Source organism: Micromonospora sp. NPDC002411, assembly GCF_053592955.1.
The window spans coordinates 1-24,774 of the sequence record NZ_JBSFBM010000010.1; the positions used below are offsets into that span (position 1 = coordinate 1).

Below are 24,774 nucleotides of genomic sequence, written 5' to 3' on the forward strand. Positions count from 1 at the left end.
CTCATCCCGCCGTCGACGCTGACGTACGTCCTGATGCCGTCGAGGGTCTTGACAGTGCCGACCTCGTAGAGGGTGAGTCGGGGGCAGGCGCCCCGGGAGGCCTCCACCCTGAGCGGGCGCGAGATCGTCTCGCTGGCGCAGGGGAGCGCCCTCACCTCCACCGGGGGCGCCTGGTGGCTGCGTAGCGCCGGTGGACAGCTGCGACGCAACGACGGTGGCCCGGTGGAGATGTCGGGGGAGCACGAACTGCTGCTGATCGCCGAACGCGACTGGGTGGTGGCCGAGTCGCCGTGCGCGGTGGAGAGCCACGGCAGCTGGGACCTGCTGGTCGCCGGCCAGCTCCGCCCGGCGGTCGACCAGCACGTTGCCCGGCTCCTGCGCATGGTGGAGAGCCGGATCGAGGAGGCCGACGCCGCCCTGCTGAGCGGGGTGCAGCGGCGCCGGCAGGTCGACGCCGCGGTGCTCGCCGCGGCGGCCCGCCGGTCGATCGGGGTGATCGGCGCGGGCGGAGCGGTGCCGGTGCCGGACACCGAGGCCGGATTCGACAGGTACGGGCGGGCCGCCTCGGTGGTCCGGGTGGTCACCGAGGGCATGGGCAGCCCGGTCAACGAGCCGGCCGACCGTAGTGGCGCGCTGCTGAGCGACCGCGCCGCGGTGCACGCGGTGTCCCGAGCGTCCAGCCTGTTCCTGCGTGAGGTGCGACTGCCGGACCGGTGGTGGCGGCGGGACCTCGGGCCGCTGGTGGGGTGGCGGGTCGGCGCCGACCCGGAGCAGGCCGTCGCGGTGCCGTTGGTGTTTCGGCGACGTCGCTACCACCAGGTCGACCCGGACACCCGCGCGCACAGTCCGATCAGCCCGGCGGTCGCGGCGACGTTCGCCGTCGAGGCGACCCAGGTGCAGGCGCCACTGCCGCCGCCGAGCGCCCGGATGCGTCACCTGCTCCGGGCCGGGCTCGTCGGCGCGGGCCGCGACGTGCGCGGCCTGCTGTTCGCCGCCGCCTGCGTGGCGCTGCTCGGCCTGGGGGTGCCGCTGGCCACCGGCGAGGTGCTCGGCCAGTTGGCCCGGCAGGGTGAGGTGGACGGCCTGGTCGGTTTCGTCGCCCTGATGCTCAGCGCCGCGGTGGTCGCCGGGCTGGTCGGCGTGGTCCAGAACCTACGGCTGCTGCGGTTGGACGGCCGGTTGCAGTCCGGCGCGCAGTTGGCGATCTGGGACCGGCTCCTGCGCCTGCCGGCCCGGTTCTTCACCGGCCGCAGCAGCGGCGAGATCGCGAACTCGATGTTGGGAATCTCGTTCGTCGGTGAGGCGCTGAGCGCGCTGCTGCCACAGCTCGTCTCGGCGGCGGCGACCGTCGCGGTGACCCTCGGCATGCTCCTCGTGGTCGAGCCCGTGCTCGGGCTGTGGGGGGCGGGGATCGTCGCCGTCACACTGCTCACCTTCGGCGCGTTCGCCGTGTTGATCATCCGCCAGCAACGGTCCGCGCTGCCGGCGGAGCACCGTGCGGCGGCGATGACCAACCAGTTGCTCGGCGGCATCGTCAAGATCAAGGTGGCGGCTGCCGAAGCCCGGGCCCACGCCCGCTGGTCGGAGGTGGCCGCGACGGCCCGGGCGGCGCTGCAACGGGTCCGGCAAAGCCAGGCGGGTCTGGTCGCCTTCGCCACCGTGCTGCCGATCGCGGGGCAACTGGTCCTCTTCGCCGTGCTGATGGGGCCGTTGGCCGGCCGGATCGCACCGGCAGACTTCTTCATCCTCAACGTCGGCTTCGCGATGCTGCTCGGCGCGCTGCTGGTGCTGGTGTCGGCGGGGGTCGAGGTGATCGCCGCAGTGCCCCGGCTGCGCAGCCTGAACGACATCCTGCGCGCCGACCCCGAGGCGCGGCCGGACAAGGTGGACCCGGGCGAGCTGCGCGGCGAGATCGCGCTGCACCGGGTCACCTTCGCCTACCAGCCGGACGAGCCGCCGGTGCTCGTCGACATCGACCTGCACGTCCGCCCCGGTGAGTTCGTCGCCATCGTCGGGCCGAGCGGCTGCGGGAAGTCCACCCTGCTGCGGCTGCTGCTCGGCTTCGAACGCCAGCAGCAGGGCGCGGTGCTCTACGACGGCCAGGACCTCTCCGAACTCGACGTGCACGCGGTCCGCCGACAGTGCGGGGTGGTTCTGCAGGACGGCCAGCTCTTCGCCGGCTCGGTACGGGACAACATCTGCGGCGCCGGAAGCTTTCCCCTGGACCAGGTCTGGGATGCGGCGCGTATGGCCGGCCTCGCCGACGATCTGGAGGCCCTCCCGATGGGAATGAGCACGATGGTGCCCTTCGGTGGCGGGACGCTCTCCGTCGGGCAGCGCCAACGGGTGCTGATCGCCCGCGCGCTGGCTCCCCGGCCCCGGATCATCTTCCTCGACGAGGCGACCAGCGCCCTGGACAACCGCACCCAGGAGGTGGTGACCCGGAGCACCGCCACCCTGGCCGCGACCCGGTTGGTCATCGCCCACCGGCTGTCCACGGTCCGTGCGGCGGACACCATCGTGGTCCTCGACGAGGGGCGGATCGTCCAGCGGGGAAGCTACGACGAGCTGATGGACCAACCCGAGGGGCTGTTCCACAGGTTGGCGCGGCGACAACTGTTGAGCGAGCCGGACCGGGCCGGAACCGTGGTGGTGGAGGACCGGCAGTCGGACGGGCAGCCCGCGACGAGCTGACCGCCTGGTCAGCCGTTGTCGATGACAGTGCCGTCGTCCAGGCAGACGTCCGTGTCGAGGTGGTTCTCCAGCAGCTCCGCCACGTGTGTCTCGGCCTGGTTCTCCGCGGCGAGCCGGAACGCCTCGGTGAGCACGTTGACCACACCCTGGGTCAGTAACAGGGTCTCCCGGTCGAGGTCGGCCCAGGACGTCCCGGCGCCGCTGCGCACCAGCTCCGGCGCGAGGGCCAGCAGTCGGGCGGTGACGGCGGCGACCAGCTCGTCAGCGACCGGCCGGAGGCTGTCCAGCACCTCACTGAGGGTCTGCAGTGCCGGCACCGTACCCACCCGTACCCGGTGCAGGTCCAGCGCGGCGCGCAACGGGCGTGGTCGGACGGTGCGGACGCTGCCGTCGGTGGTCCGGCCGATCACGCCGTGCCGGGTCAGCGCGTGGGCCAGCGCGGGACGGTCGGCGGTGAGCCGTTGCAGCATCGCGGTCAGACCGTCGGGCGCATCGTCACTGGCCCGCACGCCGAGCATCGCCTCGATGGAGACCAGGTTGAAGCCCTGCCGTTGCAGAGCGAGGATCGCGTCCAGCCGACGGACGTGGGAGTCGTCGTAGAAGGCGGCCCGACCGTGCCGCACCGGCGGGGGCAGCAGCCGCCGGGCCTGGTGGGCGCGGATGTTGCGAGGCGACATCCCCACCTTACGGGCGAGTTCCTCCACGCTGTACCCGGCCGGGCCGCCGGGCGTCGTCGTCACCTCGTTGATGGTCACGGTGGCCTCCGGCAGCACTCGGTGGCGGAACATGGCACCCCGTCGGACCGCTGTCAGGACGGGCGATCCGTTGATCGCAGCCTAGGTGCGCACTCCGGGCCGTAACAGGCGAGGAATTACTACTTGTTCACAGTGATGACAGTCTCTAGAATCGCAATCCGTCGCACGCCGCTGATTCCCAATTACCCGGCTTTCGCCGCAGGGTGACCTATTCGCGGCCACATTCGATGAAATCCCCGCTCGTGGCGCAGCCCGGATCTGCCGGTGGCCCACGATGAAGCGAAACCGGCGGCCCGGAATCCTGCGCCGCCGGACGCCGGGGCGTCGCCGCCGGCGGCCGATCATCGAAGGGAGCAGGGGTGTGACACCTGTCGATCGTGCGGTCTTCGTGGCCGCGTACAGCCGGTTGGTCGCCGAGGTCTGGGCCGACCCGGTCAAGGAGCAGGCCCTCGGCCGGGACCCCCGCGGGTTCCTCGCCGGCTACGGACTTGAGCTGCCCGAGGACGTGCAGGTCCGGGTGGTGCGGGACGTCGCCGACGCCGATCCCGACCTGGAGGTTCAGATCGAGTCGTGGGAGTCGGCGGCCACCACCGGCACCTTCGTGCTCTTCGTGCCGTCGCTGCTGCCGGTGGCCCAGGCGGAGCTCGCGGAGGACGAGCTGGACAGCGTCGTCGCCGGTCTGGACTCCAGTTGCGCCTGCTGCTGCCCGTGCTGCTGCACCTGACACCGATGTCTGCCGCCCGGCGGCCTATACGGCAGATTCTGATGGCAGTAACACGAAATCCTTGATTGCCGAACCTCGATCTTCTTAGCGTTCTCCACACAGAAATGACCGCTCGCCCCCGCAGCGTTCCCCAGGAGAGGACCAAACGATGAGCAACGACGGACAGGAATACGGCGCGAGGTTCGTGACCAAGTATTCGGAGCTGGTAACCGCAGTGTGGCGCAGCGACGAGGAACTGCAACGCCTGCTCGCCGACCCGACCGGCTACGCGACGGCGGCCGGCCTGCCGGTCGAGCCCGGTTCCCGGGTCGAGGTCGACCGCGCCCAGCCTGCCACGCTCTACACCAAGGAGCAGATCGTCTCCGACTGGGCCGGTACGCCCGGCCTGCACGTGCTGCACGTGCCCGAGGTGCCGCTGGTCGACCTCAACGAGCTGACCGAGGCCGAGCTGGAGACGGTCGCCGGTGGCGTCGCCCCGATCGCCGACAACAACGTCAACATCATCGCGGTCCTCATCCTCTGAGTTCCCCCACCACCGCCGGGAGCCTCGATGACTGACACGACCGAAACCATCGCGTTCCGATCCGGCACCTACCGGACGGCCAGCGTGGAGCAGACCTGGGAACGGGTCGGTGGGATGCTCGACCGATTCCGGATCACCCGGGTCGCCGACATCACCCGACTCGACGAGATCGGCCTACCGGTGCACGTCGCCTACCGGCCGGTCGGAGCCACCATGGCGGTGAGCGTCGGCACCGGCGCCACCGCGACGCAGTCCCGGGTCAGCGCGGTGATGGAGAGCATCGAGTCCTGGCATGCCGAGAACCTCCGGCCGGGGACCGTCGTGCGGTCCCCGGCCGCGGCGCTCGACCTGCCGTACGACGTGCGGTGGCTGCACCTGGCCGAGCGGTCCCCAGTGACCCCTGCCGTCGAGCTCGACTGGGTGGCCGGCCGCGGCCTGGTGACCGGTGCGCCCTGCCTGGTGCCACGCGCCACCATCGAACTCGACTTCACCATCCGAAGGGGCTGGGACCGCGCGCTGTTCACCCCTAGCAGCAACGGCCTGGCCACCGGGAACACCTTCGCCGAGGCCAGCCTGCACGCCCTGCTGGAGGTCGTCGAACGGGACTGCATCGCCCCGTACTGCACCTCCCCGCTGGCCGAGCGCACCTACGCCGACCCGGGCACCGCCACCAACGCGATGACCCGAACCGTGCACGACGCGCTGCTGCAGGCGGGCTGCTGGGTGGAGATCTGCGACATCACCAACGCGATCGGCGTGCCCTGCTACGCCGCGTCGATCTGGTCCCCCGACCTGCCGGTCACCTTCGGTGGCTTCGGCTGCCACGTGGACCCGCAGATCGCCGTCGGCCGGGCCATGTCGGAGGCTGCCCAGTCACGGCTGGTCATGGTCTCCGGAGCACGTGACGACATCGACGCCACCGCGTATCACGACGTCGGCGCGCCGCCGGTGCCGCCCCCGACCGTCGACCGGCCCGTCCAGCCGGTCCGCCGGGACCTCCCGCCGACGGGAGACGTGACCGAGGTGCTGCGTGAGCTGGCATCCCGCGTGCAGCGGATCACCGGCGTCGAGCCGTTCAGCGTCGACCTGACGCATGACGACATCGGCATCGCGGTGAGCAAGGTGTTCGCCCCCGGCCTGCGGATGTTCGACGAGCGGGCCCTGAGTACCCGACCGGGAGTGCCCCGTGACTGACGTCGTCTTCATCGGTCCGAGCCTGCCGATCGACGAGGTCGGCCGGTTGCTGCCCGACGCGGTGGTGCTGCCGCCCGTCGCGCACGGCGACCTGCTCCGCCTGGACGTCGTCGCCGGCGACCGGGTCCTCGTCATCGACGGGTTCTTCCTGCAACACCCGCCGGTCCGCCACCGGGAGATCCTCGACCTGCTCGACAGTGGGGTGACAGTGGCCGGTGCCGCCAGCATGGGCGCGTTGCGTGCCGCGGAGCTGTGGCCGTTCGGGATGCGGGGCGTGGGCGAGGTGTTCCAGCTCTACCGCGACGGCGTCGTGACCGGCGACGACGAGGTGGCGGTGGTGCACGGGCCCGCCGAGGAAGGTCACCGCACGCTCAGTGAGCCGCTGGTGAACATCCGGGTCCAGCTGCGCCGCGCCGTCGCCGCTGGAGTGCTCGACGACGCCGAGGCCGCACTGCTGCTGGACGCCGCCCGGGAGTTGCCCTTCCGGCGGCGGTCGTACCGCGCGTTGGAGCGCACCGCGCCACCCGAACTGGCGGCCCTGGTGGACCGTTTCGTGACCTGGCACCGGCAAGACCCCTGGGACGCCAAGGGCGCCGACGCGCGGCTGCTGCTGTCGATGGCGGCGGACGACGCGCCCGAGCTGTGTCCCGCGCACGGCGGTGACCAACCGATCGACAACCTGCACACCCGCTTCCTCGACAGTTGGCGATCTCGGTTCGCCGGGCAGTCGACCGGTGGGCACTGGGTCAGCGACCGGGAGGCCGCCGCGGTGCTGATGCTGCTGCACCCCGAGGAGCCGGCCTGGCACCGACGGGAGGTGCTGGCCGGGCTGGCCGGTGTCGGCATCGCCGACCCGGCCGCCGAGGAGCGGGCCTACGAGGTGGCCCGTGAGCGAGGATTGGCCACCGTGCTGCCGAGCGAGCACGACTGGCTGACCGACCGGGAACGTGGCCTCGACGATCGCGAGGCGGTGCTGCGGGTGTTGGTGCGGGCGTTCGGCACCACGCCGCACCGGAGCCTGGCGCTGTGGATGGTCGCGGCGCCGCTGCGTACCCCCGCGCTGCTCGCCGCCGCGCGGCAGGTCGCGGCCACCGCCGCGTCGCTGAACGAGACAGTCGTCCCGCGTACGACCGGGCACCGTCGCCCGGGCAGCCGGCTGCACTTCCGGACCGAGGTCGTCGACGCGTGCTTCGCCGCGCTGTGGGGCTGCGACACCGACGGGCTGGAGGCGGCGGCATGGGACCGGGGCTTCGTCGACCTGATGGCGTTCCGGTACGCCGCCGAACCACTGGTGGCGTACGTCAAGGCGTTCGGCGCCCCACGGCTGCCGGAGGTGGCGCATCCCGCGCCGGAAGACACCCTGGCCGGTTCAGCGGCCCGGGTCGGCTGAGGAGGAGTCGATGAGCGGCACCGTCAAGGCGGCACTGATCTACCCCCCGCTGACCGATCCCACGTCGGGATACCACTCCCTGAACTACCTCGACTCGTACGCCCGCGCGCAGGGGCACCGGCCGGCGGAGATCATCGACGCCAACATCGAGGCGTTCCACCACTCGTACACCCCGTCGGCGTACGAGTGGTTGCAGCGGGAGCTGTCCCGGCTCTCCGTCGACGACCTCAGCGGCCCGGACGCGCTGATGGCCCGGGCGAACCTGCTCAACCTGCCCGAGCCCGACCCGGACCGGCTGCGCAGGTCGATCGGGGTGTTGCAGGACCCCACACTGTTCTACGACTACCGGCACTACCAGGACGCCGTCGAGGGCGTGATCTCCTGGATGGACACGCTCGGCGCGGTGGGGTTCCCCGGGCAGTTCCACGCCGGCTTCCGGCTGCACCCACCGCCGATGATCTCGATCGGTTCGGTGGCCGCGCTGACCGACGAGGCTCTGCTCGGCCGGCTCAACCGGCCCTTCCAGCCGTACTACGAGGACGTGCTGATCCCGCGACTCGCCGCCGGTGGACACCAGGTGATCGGGATCAGCGCCACCTACCAGTGGCAACTGCCGTTCGCGCTCTGGATCGCCCGGCTCGTCCGGCAGGCCTGCCCGGATGTCTTCCTCATCGCCGGCGGCACGGAGATCTCCGACGTCTGGAAGTGCGCCAGCAAACCGGAGTACGTCTTCCAGGTACTGGCCGACTTCGACGCGATTGTGGTCGGCGAGGGGGAGAGCGCGTACACGGAGATCCTGGACGCGGTGGCGACCGGCACCCTGCCGGCCGGGCACCCCAACGTCCGACTGCACCCCAAGTACGGCCGGCAGCGTCAGCTGCCCCTGCGCTACGAGCGCCTGGCGCAGGTGCCGGTGCCGGACTTCTCCGGCCTGCCCTGGGATCTCTACCTCAGCCCGGAGAAGTTCGTCTACTACTCGCCGACCCGAGGCTGCTACTGGAACAAGTGCACGTTCTGCGACTACGGCCTGAACACCGACGGACCCACCAGCCCGTGGCGGCAGGACACCGTGGACACGATGATCACGGACGTCACCGAGCTGTCGAAGTTCGCCAAGTTCATCTACTTCTCGGTGGACGTGCTCGCTCCCGCGACCATCCTGCGGTTCGCCGAGCGGGCCGTGGAGCAGGGGCTCGACTTCCGCTGGGGCGCCGAGATCCGGCTGGAGAAGTACTGGTCCGACGAGCGGTGTGAGCTGTTGCGGCGCAGCGGCTGCGTGGCCATCTCGGTCGGCTTCGAGTCCGGAAACCAGCGCATCCTCGACCTGATCGACAAGGGCACCAAGCCGGAGCAGGTACGCCGCACCATGACCGCGATGACCAAGGCCAACATCGGCGTACAGATGATGGGCTTCACCGGTTTTCCCACCGAGACCCGCGAAGAGGCGCTGGACAGCATCACGTTCCTGCGCGAGAACCCGGACCTGTGGACCCTCGGCGGGCTGGGCGACTTCATGCTGACCCCGGGCGCCATCGTCGCCAAGGAGCCGGACCGGTTCGGCATCACCAACGTGCGGCCGGTGGAGGGCTCGGACATCGTTCGGATGCTCCAGTACGACGAGCCGGTGACCGAGGCGGCGCAGGCCGAAATCGCCCAGGCGAAGGCCGACCTCAACCCCGGGCACTTCCACCGTCCGTGGCTGGGCAGCACCGACACGCCGCACACGTTCTTCTACCACGATCGCTACGGCACGGCGGTGCGCGGCGTGCTCGCCCACGACCGGGTCCGGCACGACACCGACGACCAGACCCAGTTCCTCGCCAACGGCACTTTCGTGGACCGCGACGACGAGCAGGTCTGGGAGGCGTACCGGCGGATCCGCTCCGACGAGCAGGACGGCTCGCCCGGTGAGCTGCCGGCGGACCGGCACCTGTTCCGCCGGGCCGACGGCCTGGTGTTCGCCCTCAACCGCAGCAGCCGACTGTTCCTCGACCTCTTCACCGCCCCGCTCACCCTCGCCGACGCGCAACGTCGGCTCTGGATCGTCGAACCGACGGTCGCCGACCGGGTCTGGCGGACCTTCATCGGGCAGCGGCTGATCCGCCGCCACCAACTCCCGAGCGAGGCGGCGCGGTGAGCCGACCGCCGGGTGCGGCGGGCGGGGCGACTCGCATCCGGCCCGGTGCGATCAACCAGCCAGCTGTGCCCAGGGCGGAGAATGCCGGCCCACGTAGGCCCGAGCACGTGGCAGCGGGTCACGCCAGTACTGGTCCGGCATACGGTGGTGGTGATCCGCGCAGAATTCCGCGAGATCCACCGTGATCCCGACGGTTTCCAGCGGGTGCCCCTCGAAGCGTGCGTTGGCGGCGAGCAACTGCGGCTCGGGATTCCAGCCGGAATGGTCGAACGCCCAACCCTCCCAGACCGCGTAAACGTGAAAGACGTGCCGCTCGCCCACCAGCCGTACCGCCGTCACCTCGATCAAGCGGTCCGGGTACGAAGCGCGACAGACCCAGGCGAGGATGTGACACGCTCCGGCTGCGAAGAAGGCCTGATCCGCCCGTTCCCACGCGACGCGCTGATCTGATCGCTCGATCGCTGTCCGACGAAACGATCCCGCCGCCTCTGCTGCCACCAGGCCGAGGCTAGTGGGATCAAGACGTGTTGACCGGCGGCTGGTCCTCCACTGTGGGACATGATCAAGTGATGAGAAGTAGGTCAGAGATGGCTCTGCGACCTATTTTTCATCACTTGATCATGTAAGTCTGTCGGTGCTCGGCTCAGGCATGCAACCATGGCAAGTCGCCGTCGGCGTGCTGCATGGCGACCGCGACGTCAGCGGACGATGACGAGGTTGGCCATGTCGACGACCGGTCGGTAGCCGAGGGCAGCGTAGATCTTGTTCGAGATCGGGTTGGCCTGGTCGGTGAACAGGCAGACCCGTGCGCCCTCCGCCTGGATCTGCCGGGAAACCGCGGCTACCGCGTTGCTGGCCCAACCACGGCCGCGCTGGCTCGGCGGCGTGTACACCGGCCCCACGCGTGCCACCCCGAACGACGGTGGGTTGGCACCGGTGAGGTGCACCGGCTGCCCGGTCTCGTCGACCCAGAACCACAGCCGTCCGGCTCGAAGGCGGCGCAGCAACTCGTCGCGCTCAGGCGCGTCGTGCGCACTGGTGCCGCGCGGTCGACCCGCCTGTTCGTCGGCGTCGCCCGTGAACGCGATGTACCACCGCGTGACCAGTTCCACGTCGTCCTCGGTAGCGACCACCAGGCGGCCGGGCACCGGTGGCGGGCAGGCCAGCTCGCCGAGTTCGTGCAGCCGCATGTGCTGCGCGACCTGGGCTCGACCCCCGAGGAGCCGGGTCAGTTCGGTGGTGAACAGGTCGACGGTGGGCAGGGCCCCGTTGACCGCGAGCACCTCCTCGTCGCGCCCGTGCAACGCGTGGGCCAGCGCGACGGCCGCCTCGTCGGGCATGGGCAGCAGGTACGGCGGATAGGGGGCATAGGGCGTCGTGCGCATTCCGGCGCCGACCACGGCGCCGGAGTCGTCGACGACCGCCAGCCACCAGTCGCGGTCCGATTGCGGAATCCCCGCGCTACGCTGCGACAACAGCCGGTGCGTGTGGGTGGTGACGATGGTGCAGCCGACCGGATCGGCACGCAGGTAGTCGTCCGCTGCGGCGAGGAACTCTCCGGGGTCGGTGAAGAACCGCAGCCGCAGCCCGGCCATCTGGGTAGCGCTCATCCGCGTACGTTAGCCATCGATGTGCCACGGCGACACGGTATTTACGTGGCCCAGGATCCGCAGGAACTCACCGATCAGCGCTCGCAGCGTTGCCGATCACGGACACCGCGTTCCCTGGCGTGGGCGTAGGGTGCCACCGATGACCGGTGATGCCCTGCTGGTTCGAGGGCTGGCGAGGAACCCGACAGCATCGGCCGACGTCCTGCTGCGTCTGGTGGAGACGTGGCCGGAGGAGACGTGCGAAGGGCTGCGCAGCCGCCGCGAGCTGCCGCCGCTGTTGCAGGACGCGATGCTGCGTCATCCCTCGCCCCGGATCCGCGCAGCGCTGGCCGCCCACCCGCACGTCGACCCTCTGGTGCGCACCGAGCTGCTGGGCGACGCGGATTGGCGGGTGAGGATGCGCGCGTTCGGTCGGCCCGGTCAGGAGGCGCTGCCGGATGACGTGCTGGTCAGGCTGTTGACCGAGCTCGACGGTCCACCCTCCGACCTGCCGTTCAGCCGCGAGGAGCTGATCGGCGAGCTGCGTGAGGCGACGGGGTATGACCAGCATCTGGTGCGGTTGGCCGCCGCTCACCCTCGGCCGGGTGTGCGCCGGTTCGCGGCCGGTCTCCTGGATCAGCTGGACGAGCGGTCGCGCCAGGCGCTGCTGGAGGATGCGGTGCCCGAGGTGCGTGCGGCCGCTTCGGCGGCCGTCGCCCGCCAGCAGCAGGTGATGGAACCTGCGGACCTGCCGGACCAGCACTCCCACGCATTCTGGTACGTGCTCCAGCGCCCGCTGTCCCGGGCGCTGGTCGACCAGGTGCTCGCCAGCGGTGACGTCGCGGCGCTGCGGGTGATGGGCAGGAATGCGTCAGTACCACCGGACGCGGTCGAGAGGCTGCTGCGTCACTCCGAACCGTCGGTGCGGCAGGCAGTCAGTCTTCGTCTGGACCTGACCGGCGACCAGCTCCTCGCGCTCGCCGCCGACCCAGCGGTCGAGGTACGCACCGAGGTCTCCACCCATCCCGGCGTCACCGAGCGGCAGCGGGCCGGCATCCGCATCGACGTCACCACTGCGCCGGGCGACGGACACTTCGGCCTCGCGGCCGCTCGCTGTCGCGGGATCCCGCCTTCCCCCGACGCTGCCGTTCCGGGGCTCGCCGACGCGCTGCGGTGGGCCCGATCGGTCAATCCGCTGCTGCGCCGCCGAGCGGCCCGCAACGCCGAGTTGCCAGCGCAGGTCGTCACCGTCCTCGCTGACGACCCCGATCTTGGCGTACGGGTCCTGCTCGCTCAGCACCACCCGGCCGCGCCGCCGGCGCTCCTGCTTCGCTGCTACCTGGAATACCACTGCTGCGGCCGGGATCGGCTCAGCCAACTGCCGCAGTTTCCCGTCGAGGGACTGGCTCGCTTCGCCGACGACCTCGACCCGACGGTGCGGCGGCTCGTCGCCCTCGATCCACGTGCCGACCCCGAGCTCGTCGAACGCCTCACTACCGACCCCGATGCGACAGTGCGGCAGGCCATGGCAGGCAGCCCTCGCCTCCCGGCAACGCGGCTCACCGCACTTCTCGACGACGGTGAACTGGCTGAGGCAGCCGCGGCCAACCCGGCCCTCTCGATCGATGAGATGCGGCAGGTCCTGCACAGGTTGACTGCGGCCTGATTCCCGTTCGACACACTGCATTCGGAAGTCCATCGTGGAGTGTTGTGCGGTGTACCGTCGCCGCATGACGGTGCTGCAGGAGTTTGTCGCCGCTCTATCCAGCGGCCGGATCCAGGTTGTCGACCTCACCGCTCCGCTCTCGGACCAGACCCCGATCCTGGGTCTGCCCGAGCAGTTCGGCCAGACCTGGCCGTTCCAGCTCAGCGAGATCAGCCGGTACGACGACAGTGGTCCGGCCTGGTACTGGAACAACTTCTCCACCGGTGAGCACACCGGCACCCACTTCGACGCCCCGGTGCACTGGGTCACCGGTCAACAGGGCGCGGACGTGTCGCAGGTGCCGGTGAGCCAGCTGATCGCCCCGGCGGTGGTGATCGACCACACCGCCGACGCCGCCGCCGATCCTGACTTCCTGCTGGAGGTCGAGCACGTCAAGGCGTGGGAGGCGGAACACGGCGCCCTGCCCACCGGTGGCTGGTTGCTGTACCGCACGGGCTGGGACGCGTACGGCGACGACCCGGAGCGGTACGCGAACGCCGGTCGTACGCCGGGCATCTCTGTCGAGTGCGCACGCTGGCTGGCCGAGGAGTCGCCGATCCAGGGCGTCGGGGTGGAGACGGTCGGCACCGACGCGGGCGCCGCGCACTCGTTCGACCCGCCGTTCCCGTGCCACTCGTTCCTGCTCGGCCAGGAGAAGTACGGCCTGACCCAACTCCGTAACCTGGCGCAGTTGCCGGCGACCGGTGCGGTGGTGATCGCGGGACCACTGCCGATCGTCTCCGGGTCCGGCAGCCCGTGCCGGGTCCTCGCGCTCGTCGAACGGTAGGACAGGGCCACCGATGCGGGTAGCCGAGGTGGTCGGGCGGGTTCTCTACGAACACGGCGCACGGTGTGTCTTCGCTGTGGTCGGCAGCGGCAACTTCCACGTCACGAACGCGCTGGTGGCGGCCGGCGCCCGGTTCGTCGCAGCGGCCCACGAGGGCGGCGCGGCCAGCATGGCGGACGGGTACGCCCGCACCTCCGGGACGGTGGGCCTGCTCTCGGTGCACCAGGGCCCGGGTGTCACCAACGCGCTGACCGGCCTCACCGAGGCCGCGAAGAGCCGTACCCCGATGGTGGTCCTGGCCCCGGAGGCGACCGCGCCCCGGTCGAACTTCTTCATCGACCTGCCGGGGCTCGCCGCCGCGGTCGGGGCCGAATTCCATCGGGTACGCGCGACGCACGCGGCCGAGGACGCGGGCGCGGCGTACCGGGCCGCCGCCCGGGGTGCGACTGTGGTGCTGGGCCTCCCGTTGGAGGTGCAGAACGCCGCCGCGACCGAACCGTGGTCCGGTCCGGTGCCTGAGGTGATGACGGCCTCGGCCGTCGAGCCGCAGGTCGAGCCGTTGCTGGCCGCTCTCCGGGCCGCCCGTCGGCCGGTCTTCATCGCGGGTCGGGGTGCTCGGACCGCCCGGGAATCGCTGACCCGGCTCGCCGACGGCTGTGGCGCGCTGCTCGCGGTGTCGGCCGCGGCGAAGGGCCTGTTCGCCGGGAACCCGTGGTATCTCGACGTGGCCGGCGGCTTCGCCACCCCGCTCGCCGCCGAACTGATCGGCACGGCGGACCTGGTCGTCGCGTGGGGCAGCACGCTGAACACGTGGACCACCCGGCACGGAGAACTGATCCCGCCCACCGCAGTCGTTGTCCAGGTGGACCACGATCCGGCCGCGTTCGGGGTGAACCGCCCGGTGGACCTGACCGTGGCCGGCGAGGTGACGGCCGTCGCCGAGGCGGTACTCGACCGGCTGGATCCCGGTGCCAAGGGGGCCGTGGACGCCGGCGGCTGGCGTACGCCGGAGCTGGCCCAGCGGATACGCGACCACGGCCGGTGGCGGGCCGTCCCGTACCGGGACGAGAGCGACGAGTCGACGATCGACCCGAGGACGCTCTCGGCCGCCCTGGACGACCTGCTGCCGGCCGACCGGACGGTGGTGGTCGACTCCGGCAACTTCATGGGCTACCCGTCGATGTGGCTCGACGTCCCGGACGTCGCCGGGTTCTGTTTCACCCAGGCGTTCCAGTCGGTCGGGCTCGGCCTGGCCAGTGCGCTCGGCGCGGCGGTCGCCCGGCCGGACCGGCTCACCGTCGCCGCGGTCGGCGACGGCGGTTTCGTCATGTCCGCCACCGAGTTGGTGACCGCCGTCCGGCTGGCGCTACCCCTCCTCGTGGTGATCTACGACGACGCGGCGTACGGCGCGGAGGTGCACCACTTCGGCCCGGACGGTCACCCGTTGGAGACGGTCACCTTCCCCGACACCGACCTGGCCGCCATCGCCAGTGGTTACGGCTGCGACGGGGTGACCGTCCGGACCGTCGACGACCTCGGGCCGGTACGCGAGTGGCTCGCCGGTCCCCGTATCCGACCGCTGGTGGTCGACGCCAAGGTCAGTGCCGCGCGGGGGTCGTGGTGGCTGGAGGAGGCGTTCCGCGGCCACTGAGCCGTCGCCGTGCTCAGTAGGGCCGTCTGAGCTGGTGAAGTCGACCGGTCTCCAGGTGGGAGATGTCGCCCTCGGAGTCGAGGGCGGCGTCGAGCAGGTGCGCGAGCGAGGTGCCGTACACCGGAATGTCGGCGGGCTCGTCGACCAGGCGGAGACGGTCATCAGGGTCATCCTCGTGTGCGGCCGGCACCTCTTCGACGCGGCAGAGAATCCAGTGGGCCGACTGCGTCTCGTCGTCGAAGGCGGCGCAGATCCTCCGACCGTCGGCCAACTCGATGATCGTCAGGAGTAACGGCAGGCCACTGTCTCCTTGGACCCAACTGTGCTCGTCGGCCGGAAGCACACGCCACGTGTCGAACAGCGTGGCGGCGCCGATGCGGCGGTAGAGCGCCACGACGTCGGCGGGCGCGTACATCGAATTCATGGGCTGCGGCGGTGTGGTCTCGTGGTCGCGCTCGATCCGGTCGAGCACGTCGTCGATCTCCAACGTGCTCGTGGCGAGATGCCAGCCGGCTATCGGTCGCAGCCCGCCGTCGTCGTCCTGCGCGATGCCGACCAGGCCGCCGTGCAGGGCGACCTTCAGGTTCTCGCCCGTCACCCCGTCGTTGACGTTGACGATCGCCCGCGACAACGACGCGGCAACCTGATCGGTGCGGATTCCGGGACCGTCGTAGGAGCGCCGTCCGTCGACGGTCACGTCGCGGGGCTCGTCGATGGGCAACTCCAGCAGCGGGTTCGGCCGGTCCAGCACGCCCGCGCCGCGAAGGTACGGGTACAGCCGCGCCGCCCAGCCGGTGACCAGGTCACCGCCGTACGCGTCGACCGGATTGTAGATCCGCTGCCAGAACGGCACGTCCACGTCGCCTGCCGCGGCTCGGACGAACTGGTCGGCGATTGGCGCGAGCGAGCGACACCACTGCTGCAGGCCGAACTCGGCGATCGCGTCCACCCGCGCGCGAATCTTCTGCCAGTCCGCCACGGTGCCGGTCAACGTGATCGACGGGATGCCGCACACGCAGACCAGCCAGAGCGAGAAGTACGGCGAGTAGGCGTCGAGCAGGGCGATTCGTCCCGCGACCCGGTCGACGTCGGTGCTGGTGGAGAAGTCGCACTCGAACAGGTCCGCGTCGCTGATCTCGGCGGCGAGCAGTTTGTGGAACGAGTCCACCAGGACCTGCCAGGAGGCCGCGTCCTTCGGCATCGGCCCGTCGACGGTCACGGTGAGCCGCTTACGACCGGCGTGATTCACCAGGCGGGGGCGCAACTCCTCGGCGTGCAACCGGATGTGGTGGGCAACCCCTTCCGCGATGGTCAACCACACCGCGTCGGGGGACAACACCAGCGGACGATGATCGGCGAAGGCGCGCCCGACGGCGTCGAGCAGCGGATGCACCCCGTTGGGCAGGAGCACCGGCTGTGCCGGGTCGCCGCCGAACACCAGCACGTCGTCGAACTGTTCGGACAGCGGTCGGGTAGGCAGGCCGGCGGTCGCCTGGCTCACGTCGTCGACCCGGAAGGTCACCATCGCGTGAGACTAACGCCTGGCTGGCCGCACGCGTCGTCCGCTGCAGGTGGCAAGGGTCGTCGGCGATGAGCTGCGGGGGTACGCGGGGCGCCGAGCCCCGCGTACCCCTGGTGTCGGCTCAGCCGGCGACGGACCGGAAGACCGGGTAGTAGCCGCTGGTCTGACCAGCCGCGGTCGGGTGGTAGGAGACACCGATGTTGGTGATGTTCAGGGCGTGCAGCCACTTGTCGCCGTAGCTGCACAGTTGGTGTCCGACGAACTGCGAGCGGACGTCGGCGAAGGTGAAGCCGGCGGCCAGGGCAGAGCTGCGGATGATGTCGTCCACCAGGTTGATGCCCTCGTTGATCTTCGCGCGCGAGGTGGCGCTGAGCCCGAGGCACGTCGTTCCCAGTTGGTAGAAGACCGGATAGCCGACGACCACCACCCGGGCCGAGGGCGCTCGGGTGCGAATTCCGTTGTAGACGGTTGCCAACAGGGCGGGGAGATCGGCGCGGGCCTTGTTCTCGGCCGTCTGGACGGCGTTCACACACTCGGTGGTGCCGTACAGCACGCAGGTGGTCATGATGTTGGCGAAGCCGACGTCGTTGCCACCGACCGAGACGCTGACCAGGGTGGTGGTGGCACTGAGCGCGCTGAGTTGGGTGTTGACAACGCTCGTGGTGGTGGCGCCGGAGCAGGCGACCGAGCGGTACGACGCGGGTCGCACGTTGGTGTTGTACAGCGCCGGGTAGGCGTTGGCGCTGCGCTGACAGGAACCGCTCTCGGCGGTGTAGCTGCCGGCGCCCACCCCTGAGGAGTAGGAGTCGCCGAGGGCGACGTAGTGGTCGGCGGGAGCAGCCTCGGCGGGCGCTGCCAGGGTGAGGGTGGTGCCCAGGGCCGTGGCCAGGCTCAGGGCGAGGGTTGCCAGACGGGATTTCCGCACGTCGCGCTCCGGTGGGTAGGAGGATCGGTGCGAGATAGATATCACTAAATATCGACGGTGATGAAGACCCCTATGGCGCGGCGCGCGGCGGCGGCGACGGGAAACAGGGGTCCGCTCCGGCCGGGCCGGGGTGTGGACGGGTCGCCACGCTCGGCACGACGGGACCGCCGAGCGGCACCGTCGTCCTCGCCGGCAGCCGCGTCAGATCGAGATTCCTCCGTCGACAGGAAGAACGACGCCGGTGACGTATGCGGCCTCCTCGGACGCGAGGAAGCCCATGGCCGCGGCTATCTCGCTGGGTGCCGCGAAGCGGCCGAGGGGGATGGCTGCGGCGAGTTCCTGACGCTTCTCCTCGGGAATCGAGCCGATCATCCGCGTCTCCGCATTGGGGGAGATGGCGTTGACGGTGACGCCGAACGCCGCCAACTCCTTGGCAGCGGTCTTGGTGAAGCCGATGATCCCCGCCTTCGCGGCACCATAGTTCGCCTGCCCGATGTTGCCGCGCAGGCCGGTGTACGAGGTCACGTTGATGACCCGGCCGTACCGCTGCTCGCGGAACACCCGGACCGCGGCGCGGGTCAACCGGAAGGTGCCGCCCACGTGGACGTCCAGCACCTCACTCCAGTCCTGGTCGGACAGCTTCCACAGCCGGCGGTCACGGAGGATGCCGGCGTTGTTGACGATAATGTCCAAGCGGCCGGTCGTCGTGACCACGAGGTTCACCAGGGCCTCGACGGCCTCGGTGTCGGTGACGTCGCAGGCGACACCGGCAGCGCCCAACTCGTCCGCCGCCAGCGCAACCGCCTCGGCGTCGGCGTCGACCAGGAACACCGTCGCGCCGGCCTCGTGGAAGAGACGGGCGAACTCCAACCCGAGCCCGCGAGCCGCTCCGGTCACGATCGCCGTTCTCCCCGCGAAGTCGAACGTCAGGTTGCGGTGCTCGTGAGTCGTCCTGTCCACCACGACTAGAGCACCTCCTCTGCCGCGTCCCGCAACGAAGTCAGGACGCGGCGGTTGTGCGGCGTGTCCGGCAGCGACGCGAGTAGCAGCGGGGAGGTGGAGTAGGTCGACTGGTGGGCCATCAGGCGGCGGACCCATTCCATGCCCGCCTTCACCTCGGCGATGGCGTCGGTGGCCCCGCCGCTGCGGACCCAGTTGCCGAGCGCGGATCGGTGGATCGCGTCGATGAGGGCGGCAAGGGCCGTCGCCTGGAAGGGCGGGGCGTCGGCCGGAAGGTGGTCGCGCAGGAACGACCGGGTGAGCACCACGTAGCGCTCGTGTTCGATGACCTCGCGTTTACGAAGCTCGGGTACGACACGCGTCAGTTTGTATCGTCGGAGGACGAGCTCGGGCCGACTGAGAAAGTCGCGCAGTGACTCCTCGGTGGCGGCGATGACGGCCTCCACCGGGTCCGTCTCGGGGGTGGCGTCGACGAGGCACCGCTCGACGAGCCCGAGGCGTTCGGTGTGGTCCGGAAACGCGAGCTCGTCCTTGCTCTCGAAGTGTCGGAAGACGGTGCGGCGGGACACACTCGACGCCTCCGCGACGGCTTCGACGGTGACGTTCGCGTAACCCTCGTCGAGGAACAGGGCCATTGCCGTCTCCGAGATCCGGTACTTGGTCTCGAGTATTCTGCGCGACGTCACCGACAGGTGCCCTCTCCTGATCTGGTGGTGCGCGACGTGCCGTTCCCGCGCATCGTGCGGTTCACCGAACTCCGTAACCCTGCGCTGTGCCTGCGGCGGCTCACGGCTCACGCCTCGTCGGGCCGGCTTCGTCCGCGGTGCGGCGCGCCGAACGGCGCTGCTGCCAGGCCAGCCACTGGTGACGAACGGTACCCCAGAGCCCACGGCGGAACAGCAGCACCACGAGGACGAAGACCGAGCCGGTGACCAGGTCGATGCCGTCGAAGCCGGACGAGGCGAGGTAGTCGGCGAGCATCACGACCAGGAACGCGCCGAGGACGCCGCCCCACAGCGTGCCGATCCCGCCGAGCACCGTCATCAGCACGACTTCGCCGGAGGTGCTCCAGTGGAGTTCGGTCAGCGCGACGAACCCGTGGTTGATCGCGAACACACCGCCAGCCAGGCCGGTCAACCCGGCGGAGAGCACGAAGGCGACGACCTTGTACTTGTCCACCTCGTAGCCGAGCGCCCGCGCGCGCTGGCTGTTGTCGCGGATCGACACCAGGACCCGTCCGAACGGCGAGTGCACGATCCGCCAGGCCGCCCACATGCCGAGCAGAAGAATCGGCAGGGCGGCGTAGTAGAAGTAGAACGAGTCGGTCTCCACCAGCTCGATGCCGAAGAACTGCCGGGGTACGCCCTGCAGCCCGTTCTCGCCACCGGTCAGGTCGCTCCACTGGTAACCGACGAAGTAGACCATCTGCGCGAAGGCGAGGGTCACCATCGCGAAGTAGATCCCGGACCGGCGCACCGACAGGTACCCGGCGGGAAGGGCGAGGATCATCGCGAACAGCGCGCCGCCGATGATGGCCACCGGAAACGGCACGCCGTAGTTCGTCGCGATCAGGCCCGTCACGTAGGCCGAGCTGCCCCAGAACGCCGCGTGTCCGAAGGAGAGCAGGCCCGTGTAGCCGAGCAGGATGTCCAGCGCGATCGCGAACAACGCCATCGCGACGATGTCCATCGCCACCGGCGGATAGACGAGCCAGGGCAGCGCCAGCGCCGCCACCAGACCGGAGGCCAGCAGCACCCATCGCAGCCTCGGGTTGGCCGTCGCGACGACCGGATGTGCCTCGGTGACCGGGGCTGGAGTAACAGTGGACTGGGTCATGCCGTCGCCTCCTTGCGTCCGAACAGTCCGGCGGGGCGCACCAGGATGACCAGGGCCATCAGGACGAAGATCAGGATTTGCGCGAACGTCGGGGCGTAGGCCTGACCGAAGGCCTCCACCAAGCCCACCAGGAAGCCCGCGACCACGGCACCGACGATCGAGCCGAGCCCTCCGATGACCACGACCGCGAAGAGGATGATCGCGAAATTGTTGCCCATGTCGGCCGTGATCGCGCGGAACGGTGCGGCGAGCACGCCGGCCAGGCCGGCGATCGCGACGCCGAAGCCGAAGACCGGAGTCACCCACCGGCCGACATTGATGCCCAGGGCTCGGGCGAGCTCGGGTCTCTCGGTCGATGCCCGGACGATCATGCCAACCCTGGTCCGCGTCATCACCAGCCAGACGAGCACACAGATCGCCACGGAGAAGAAGAGCACGAAGAGCTGATAGCGGGGCAGGACGACGCCGGCCAGCTCCACGCGTCCCTGGAGCGCCTCCGGAGGCGTGTACGGCAGCCCGGAGACGCCGTACTTCTGCTTGACCAACTCGACGAGGACGAGGGTGAGCCCGAACGTGAGCAGGAAGTTGTAGAGCGGGTCGAGACGGAGCAACCACTGCACGAGCAGCCGCTCCACCACGACGCCGAAGGCGAACATCAGCACCGGCACCACCAGCAGCGACCACCACAGCGTGAGGTTGAGGGTGTCGAGCAGGACGGCCGCGGCCACCGCGCCCAGCATGTAGAACGCGCCGTGGGCGAAGTTCACCACGCCCAGGACGCCGAAGATGATCGCCAGTCCCAGGGCGGCCAGCGCGTAGAAACTGCCGGCCGCCAAGCCCTGTACGGCGTACTGCAGCAGTGCGTTCATAGGTTCCTTCCCCCCTGCTGAACCTGGGCGGCGAGGGACGCCTCAGGCTTGCGAAGCCGGACCATCCCGCTCACATCGAGCAGGCGGACGCGTCGGCGGGCGGGAATGCCTTCGCCGCGGGAATCGTGGTCACGATCTCCTCGTAGTCCCAGGGTTCCTTCACCTCGGACGGCTGCTTGACGCGGGCCAGGTACGCGTCGTGGACGACGAGGTGGTCCTTGGCGCGGACTTCGCCGTTGCGCAGGAACATGTCATTGATCTTCTTGCCTTCGAGTTTGCCGACGACCGCGTCGGCGTCGTCGGTGCCGGCTTCCTGGACCGCCTCCAGGTACTGGAGCGCGGCGGAGTAGTTCCCAGCGTGTTCGAAGGTCGGCCGGGTGCCGGTCTCGTCGCGGAACCGGTCCGCCCACGCGCGCGACTCCGCGTCCATGTTCCAGTACCAGGCGTCAGTGAACATCGTGCCGGCGAACTGTTCGACGCCGAGGGAATGGATGTCGGTGATGAGCATCAGCCCCACTGCCAGGTTGATGCCCTTGTCCTTCAACCCCGACTCGTTGAACTGCTTGACCACGTTGATCAGGTCACCGCCCGCCTGCATCGTGCCGATCACGTCAGGGCTGGTGCTGCCGGCCTTGGTGAGGAAGGTCGCGAAGTTGTCGTTCGGGAACGGCGTCGGGATGGTGCCCTGGACGGTGCCGCCCGCGCCCTTGATCGCCTCGGTGAAGGACTTGGTCATGTCCTGGCCGAACTGGTAGTCGGGGTAGATGATGTGCCACTTCTTGTCGCCGTTCTGGGTGACAGTGGTGCCGGTGCCGTTGGCGAGCATGTAGGTGTTGTACGCCCACTGGAAGGTGTACTTGTTGCACTGGGCGCCGGTCAGTTCGGTGGTCGCCGCGCTGACGTCGAGGAACAGCCTCTTGTGGCTCTTCGCCTGGTTGGCGACGGCCAGGGCGGCGGACGAGGTCGGCACGTCGAGGATGACGTCCGCGCCGCCGCGCTCGTACAGCTCCTTCGCCTTGGTGTTGGCGATGTCCGGCTTGTTCTGGTGGTCGGTCGACGTCACCTCGATGTCGTCGACGACCGCCTTGTCGCCGTACTTCTTCGTGTAGTCGGCCACGGCCATCTTCACGGCCTTGACGGAGTTGGGCCCCGAGGCGTCCTTGTAGATGCCGGACTGGTCGTTGAGGATGGCGAGCACCAGCTTGCCGTCGGTGAAGTCACCACCCGATCCGCCGGGGCCGCCGCCACCGCAGGCGCCGAGGAGCAGGACTCCGGTCATGGCCACGGCACCCGCCCGAATCTGCTTGCTGGTCATGGTGGTTCTCCTTGTCTGGAGTCGGTGCGTCGCGTCGACTGCTCGACGGTCAGATGCCGAGATGCTTGAGCAGCTCGCCCTCACGCCGCCGGAAGTCGGAGTTGTCGAGGGTCTCGACGATGCGGCCCTGGCTGAGCAGGTAGTGCCGGTCGGCCACGGTGGCCGCGAACGTGACGTTCTGCTCGATGAGCAGGATGCCGACGCCGGTGGCCTTGATCTGACGGATGATCTCCCGGATGCGGGCCACGACCACCGGGGCCAGACCCTCGGAGGGCTCGTCCATCAGCAGCAGACAGGCGCCGGTCCGGAGTGCCCGGGCGATGGCCAGCATCTGCTGCTCACCACCGGACAACGTGGTGCCTCCGGCCTTGCGGCGGCCGGCGAGTTCCGGGAACGCCTCGTAGACCTGCTTGAGCGTCCAGGCCCGCCCGGAGACGGTGGGTGGAAGAAGCAGGTTCTCCTCCACGGTGAGGCTCGCGTAGATGCCGCGGTCGTCCTGCACCCAGCCCATGCCGGCGCGGGCCCGCTGGTGTGCCGGCATGCGGGTGACGTCGCGGTCGAGGAAGGAGACGGCTCCGCTGACCTGCCGGTGCAGGCCGATCAGGCACCGCACGAGGGTGGTCTTGCCGGCACCGTTGCGTCCGACCAGGGTCACGACCTCGCCCTCGCCCACACGCACGTCCACCTCGTGCAGCGCCTGCGCCTCGCCGTACCACGCACTCAGACCGGTGGCTTCAAGCATGGTCGGCCTCACCCAGGTAGGCGGTGATGACCCGTTCGTCGTTGCGGACCTCCTCGTAGGGGCCCTCCGCGAGGATCCTGCCCTGTTGCAGCACCGTCACCCGGTCCGCCAGACTGCCGACCACGTGCATGTTGTGGTCGACGAACACGACGGTGCGGCCCGCGGCGATGCGTCGGACCAGCTCGATCGTCCGGTCGACGTCCTCGATCCCCATCCCGGCCGTCGGTTCGTCGAGGAGCATCACCCGTGGGTCCAGTGCCAGCACCAGTGCCAGTTCCAGCGCGCGCTTCTGCCCGTAGGTCCTCGGCGTTGAGCCCGCCGTCACGCAGCAGCACCAACCGCAGCCGGGTGCCCTCGCCGTCGTCGTCGTCGGTCGGGTCGGCGAAGATGTCGCGCTCCCCCTCGGCCAGGCCGCCGAAGACGCCGTCGAGCAGGCCGACCCGGCCCCGACCGGCCTCACCCAGCGCTCCGGTGACCACCGGGTAGCGGGCGTTGGCGGACAGGGTGTCGCCGAACCGGCGGGCGGCCACCGTCGCCAGCGGGGACGAACCCCAGACGATCGGGATCGAACCGGCCAGCCCCAGGGCCAGCGACTTGGCCGGGTTGACGAACGACTCCGCGGCGGACCGACAGCGGTCGGCGTCCGCGTCGAGCCGGGCCGCGGTCTCCGCCAGGTCCGCCTCGTTGACCTTCACGAGCCCGAGGGAACGGGCGGCGAGCAGGACCGGCACGGTGAGCGCCCAGAGGCTGGCTCGCGCCGGCGCACGCCGGGGCACCGGAATGAACGGCGCCCGGGCCTGCTCGGCGATCGACTGCAACTGCGAGTCGGGAGCGCCCACGGCGACCAGTCGGGCACCGCGTCGGTGCGCGGCCTCCGCCGCGCCGAGCGCCTCCGGGCTGCGGCCCGACGCGCTCACCGCGATCACCACGTCGGCCGCGCCCACCCAGCCAGGCACGCCCGCGCTGCGGTGCCCGATGATCGGGACCGGGCAGCGGGGTCCGGCGACAGTGGCCAGCACATCCCCGGTACGCCCCGCCGTGCCGATGCCGGCGATGACCACGGCTCGGGGCCGCCCGTCGTCGGCGAGGACCGACAGGTTCGCCTCGGCGGCCAGGGCGGCGCTCTCCCGGACCTGCGCACCGGCCGACGCCGTGTGCCGGAGCATGCCACCCGGGTCGTGCTCGGCCAGCGCGTCCGGGTTGTCGAGCAGGGCCTCGTCGGCGTCGCGACGTCCGCTGACCCCGGCCGTACCGTCGATCATGAGGGCTGCCCCCCACTGCCGCCGCGCGCCTCGTCGAGCAGCAGCACCGGCACGTCGTCACGGACCTCGAAGATCCGGCCGCACTCCGTGCAGGTCAACGTCTGCGCCTCGGCATCGTAGGTGAGCGGGGCGTGGTGCGTGTCCGGACAGGCAAGAATCTCGAGCAACTGCGGATCCAGGGCCATGGCACGGCT

The 24,774-nt window shown here is 70.2% G+C and carries 21 protein-coding genes and 2 pseudogenes; 9 read left to right on the top strand and 14 right to left on the bottom strand.

Going from position 1 to position 24,774, the window contains the following annotated elements; translation table 11 throughout:
• The first annotated feature begins 228 nt into the window (after window positions 1-228).
• Window positions 229-2,694, top strand: a complete 2,466-nt coding sequence (locus tag ACWCO3_RS02630; protein ID WP_450008169.1) for an ATP-binding cassette domain-containing protein — start codon at window positions 229-231, stop codon at window positions 2,692-2,694.
• A gap of 8 nt (window positions 2,695-2,702) precedes the next feature.
• Here the strand turns inward: ACWCO3_RS02630 and ACWCO3_RS02635 are convergent, their stop codons facing one another.
• Window positions 2,703-3,482: a MerR family transcriptional regulator gene (locus tag ACWCO3_RS02635; protein ID WP_145780156.1), complete on the bottom strand. Its 780-nt coding sequence runs from the start codon at window positions 3,480-3,482 to the stop codon at window positions 2,703-2,705.
• A gap of 328 nt (window positions 3,483-3,810) precedes the next feature.
• Here ACWCO3_RS02635 and ACWCO3_RS02640 point away from each other — a divergent pair, with 328 nt between their 5' ends.
• The 5 genes from ACWCO3_RS02640 to ACWCO3_RS02660 all read left to right on the top strand — a co-directional run bounded on the left by ACWCO3_RS02640 (window position 3,811) and on the right by ACWCO3_RS02660 (window position 9,417).
• Window positions 3,811-4,173, top strand: a complete 363-nt coding sequence (locus tag ACWCO3_RS02640; protein WP_355023779.1) for a hypothetical protein — start codon at window positions 3,811-3,813, stop codon at window positions 4,171-4,173.
• 148 nt (window positions 4,174-4,321) lie between these two features.
• Window positions 4,322-4,696 (top strand): class IIb bacteriocin, lactobin A/cerein 7B family, encoded by a 375-nt coding sequence (locus ACWCO3_RS02645; protein ID WP_145780158.1) that lies wholly within the window; start codon window positions 4,322-4,324, stop codon window positions 4,694-4,696.
• A 27-nt stretch (window positions 4,697-4,723) separates the two neighbouring features.
• On the top strand, window positions 4,724-5,890 hold the full coding sequence (locus tag ACWCO3_RS02650; protein ID WP_145780159.1) for a YcaO-like family protein: 1,167 nt from the start codon (window positions 4,724-4,726) through the stop codon (window positions 5,888-5,890).
• The gene (locus ACWCO3_RS02655) at window positions 5,883-7,280 is read left to right on the top strand and encodes a TfuA-like protein (RefSeq protein ID WP_450008124.1); all 1,398 of its coding nucleotides are present in this window, start codon (window positions 5,883-5,885) and stop codon (window positions 7,278-7,280) included. The genes ACWCO3_RS02650 and ACWCO3_RS02655 overlap by 8 nt, the downstream gene beginning before the upstream one ends.
• Window positions 7,281-7,290: 10 nt before the next feature.
• Complete coding sequence (locus ACWCO3_RS02660) at window positions 7,291-9,417, top strand: B12-binding domain-containing radical SAM protein (RefSeq protein ID WP_450008126.1); 2,127 nt, start codon at window positions 7,291-7,293, stop codon at window positions 9,415-9,417.
• 51 nt (window positions 9,418-9,468) lie between these two features.
• On the opposite strand, the gene ACWCO3_RS02665 is transcribed toward ACWCO3_RS02660, so the two are convergent.
• Both ACWCO3_RS02665 and ACWCO3_RS02670 read right to left on the bottom strand, forming a co-directional pair.
• Window positions 9,469-9,915 carry a hypothetical protein gene (locus ACWCO3_RS02665; protein WP_450008128.1) on the bottom strand — a complete coding sequence of 149 codons (447 nt, stop codon included), beginning with the start codon at window positions 9,913-9,915 and terminating at the stop codon, window positions 9,469-9,471.
• Between the two features lie 200 nt (window positions 9,916-10,115).
• Entirely contained in the window at window positions 10,116-11,027 is a 912-nt protein-coding gene (locus ACWCO3_RS02670) for a GNAT family N-acetyltransferase (protein ID WP_450008130.1), read from the bottom strand.
• A 139-nt stretch (window positions 11,028-11,166) separates the two neighbouring features.
• Between ACWCO3_RS02670 and ACWCO3_RS02675 the strand changes: the two genes are divergently transcribed.
• The 3 genes from ACWCO3_RS02675 to ACWCO3_RS02685 all read left to right on the top strand — a co-directional run bounded on the left by ACWCO3_RS02675 (window position 11,167) and on the right by ACWCO3_RS02685 (window position 15,149).
• On the top strand, window positions 11,167-12,672 hold the full coding sequence (locus tag ACWCO3_RS02675) for a hypothetical protein (RefSeq protein ID WP_450008132.1): 1,506 nt from the start codon (window positions 11,167-11,169) through the stop codon (window positions 12,670-12,672).
• Window positions 12,673-12,736: 64 nt separating this feature from the next.
• Complete coding sequence (locus ACWCO3_RS02680; RefSeq protein ID WP_145780166.1) at window positions 12,737-13,498, top strand: cyclase family protein; 762 nt, start codon at window positions 12,737-12,739, stop codon at window positions 13,496-13,498.
• A gap of 13 nt (window positions 13,499-13,511) precedes the next feature.
• On the top strand, window positions 13,512-15,149 hold the full coding sequence (locus ACWCO3_RS02685) for a thiamine pyrophosphate-binding protein (protein ID WP_450008135.1): 1,638 nt from the start codon (window positions 13,512-13,514) through the stop codon (window positions 15,147-15,149).
• Window positions 15,150-15,162: 13 nt separating this feature from the next.
• Here the strand turns inward: ACWCO3_RS02685 and ACWCO3_RS02690 are convergent, their stop codons facing one another.
• From ACWCO3_RS02690 to ACWCO3_RS02740, 11 genes and pseudogenes are all read right to left on the bottom strand, one after another.
• Entirely contained in the window at window positions 15,163-16,674 is a 1,512-nt protein-coding gene (locus ACWCO3_RS02690; protein WP_450008137.1) for a DUF4419 domain-containing protein, read from the bottom strand.
• Between the two features lie 118 nt (window positions 16,675-16,792).
• Complete coding sequence (locus tag ACWCO3_RS02695) at window positions 16,793-17,596, bottom strand: SGNH/GDSL hydrolase family protein (protein ID WP_358052667.1); 804 nt, start codon at window positions 17,594-17,596, stop codon at window positions 16,793-16,795.
• Between the two features lie 201 nt (window positions 17,597-17,797).
• A complete protein-coding gene (fabG, locus tag ACWCO3_RS02700) occupies window positions 17,798-18,556 on the bottom strand; it encodes a 3-oxoacyl-ACP reductase FabG (protein WP_208744977.1) in 759 nt (252 codons plus the stop codon).
• Between the two features lie 5 nt (window positions 18,557-18,561).
• A complete protein-coding gene (locus ACWCO3_RS02705; protein ID WP_145780174.1) occupies window positions 18,562-19,353 on the bottom strand; it encodes a TetR/AcrR family transcriptional regulator in 792 nt (263 codons plus the stop codon).
• A complete protein-coding gene (locus tag ACWCO3_RS02710) occupies window positions 19,343-20,392 on the bottom strand; it encodes a branched-chain amino acid ABC transporter permease (protein ID WP_358052671.1) in 1,050 nt (349 codons plus the stop codon). Before ACWCO3_RS02710 ends, ACWCO3_RS02705 begins: the two co-directional genes overlap by 11 nt.
• Window positions 20,389-21,261, bottom strand: a complete 873-nt coding sequence (locus ACWCO3_RS02715; protein WP_358165084.1) for a branched-chain amino acid ABC transporter permease — start codon at window positions 21,259-21,261, stop codon at window positions 20,389-20,391. Before ACWCO3_RS02715 ends, ACWCO3_RS02710 begins: the two co-directional genes overlap by 4 nt.
• 70 nt (window positions 21,262-21,331) lie before the next feature.
• Window positions 21,332-22,576 carry an ABC transporter substrate-binding protein gene (locus ACWCO3_RS02720; RefSeq protein WP_450008142.1) on the bottom strand — a complete coding sequence of 415 codons (1,245 nt, stop codon included), beginning with the start codon at window positions 22,574-22,576 and terminating at the stop codon, window positions 21,332-21,334.
• 49 nt (window positions 22,577-22,625) lie between these two features.
• On the bottom strand, window positions 22,626-23,318 hold the full coding sequence (locus tag ACWCO3_RS02725) for an ABC transporter ATP-binding protein (protein WP_145780180.1): 693 nt from the start codon (window positions 23,316-23,318) through the stop codon (window positions 22,626-22,628).
• Window positions 23,311-23,616, bottom strand: a pseudogene (locus ACWCO3_RS02730) (ABC transporter ATP-binding protein C-terminal domain-containing protein); the annotation flags it as partial. The pseudogene ACWCO3_RS02730 and the gene ACWCO3_RS02725, both read right to left, overlap by 8 nt.
• Window position 23,617: 1 nt before the next feature.
• Window positions 23,618-24,580 (bottom strand): annotated as a pseudogene (locus ACWCO3_RS02735) (SIS domain-containing protein); the annotation flags it as partial.
• Window positions 24,577-24,765: a Trm112 family protein gene (locus tag ACWCO3_RS02740; protein ID WP_145786413.1), complete on the bottom strand. Its 189-nt coding sequence runs from the start codon at window positions 24,763-24,765 to the stop codon at window positions 24,577-24,579. The pseudogene ACWCO3_RS02735 and the gene ACWCO3_RS02740, both read right to left, overlap by 4 nt.
• Window positions 24,766-24,774 lie beyond the last annotated feature (9 nt).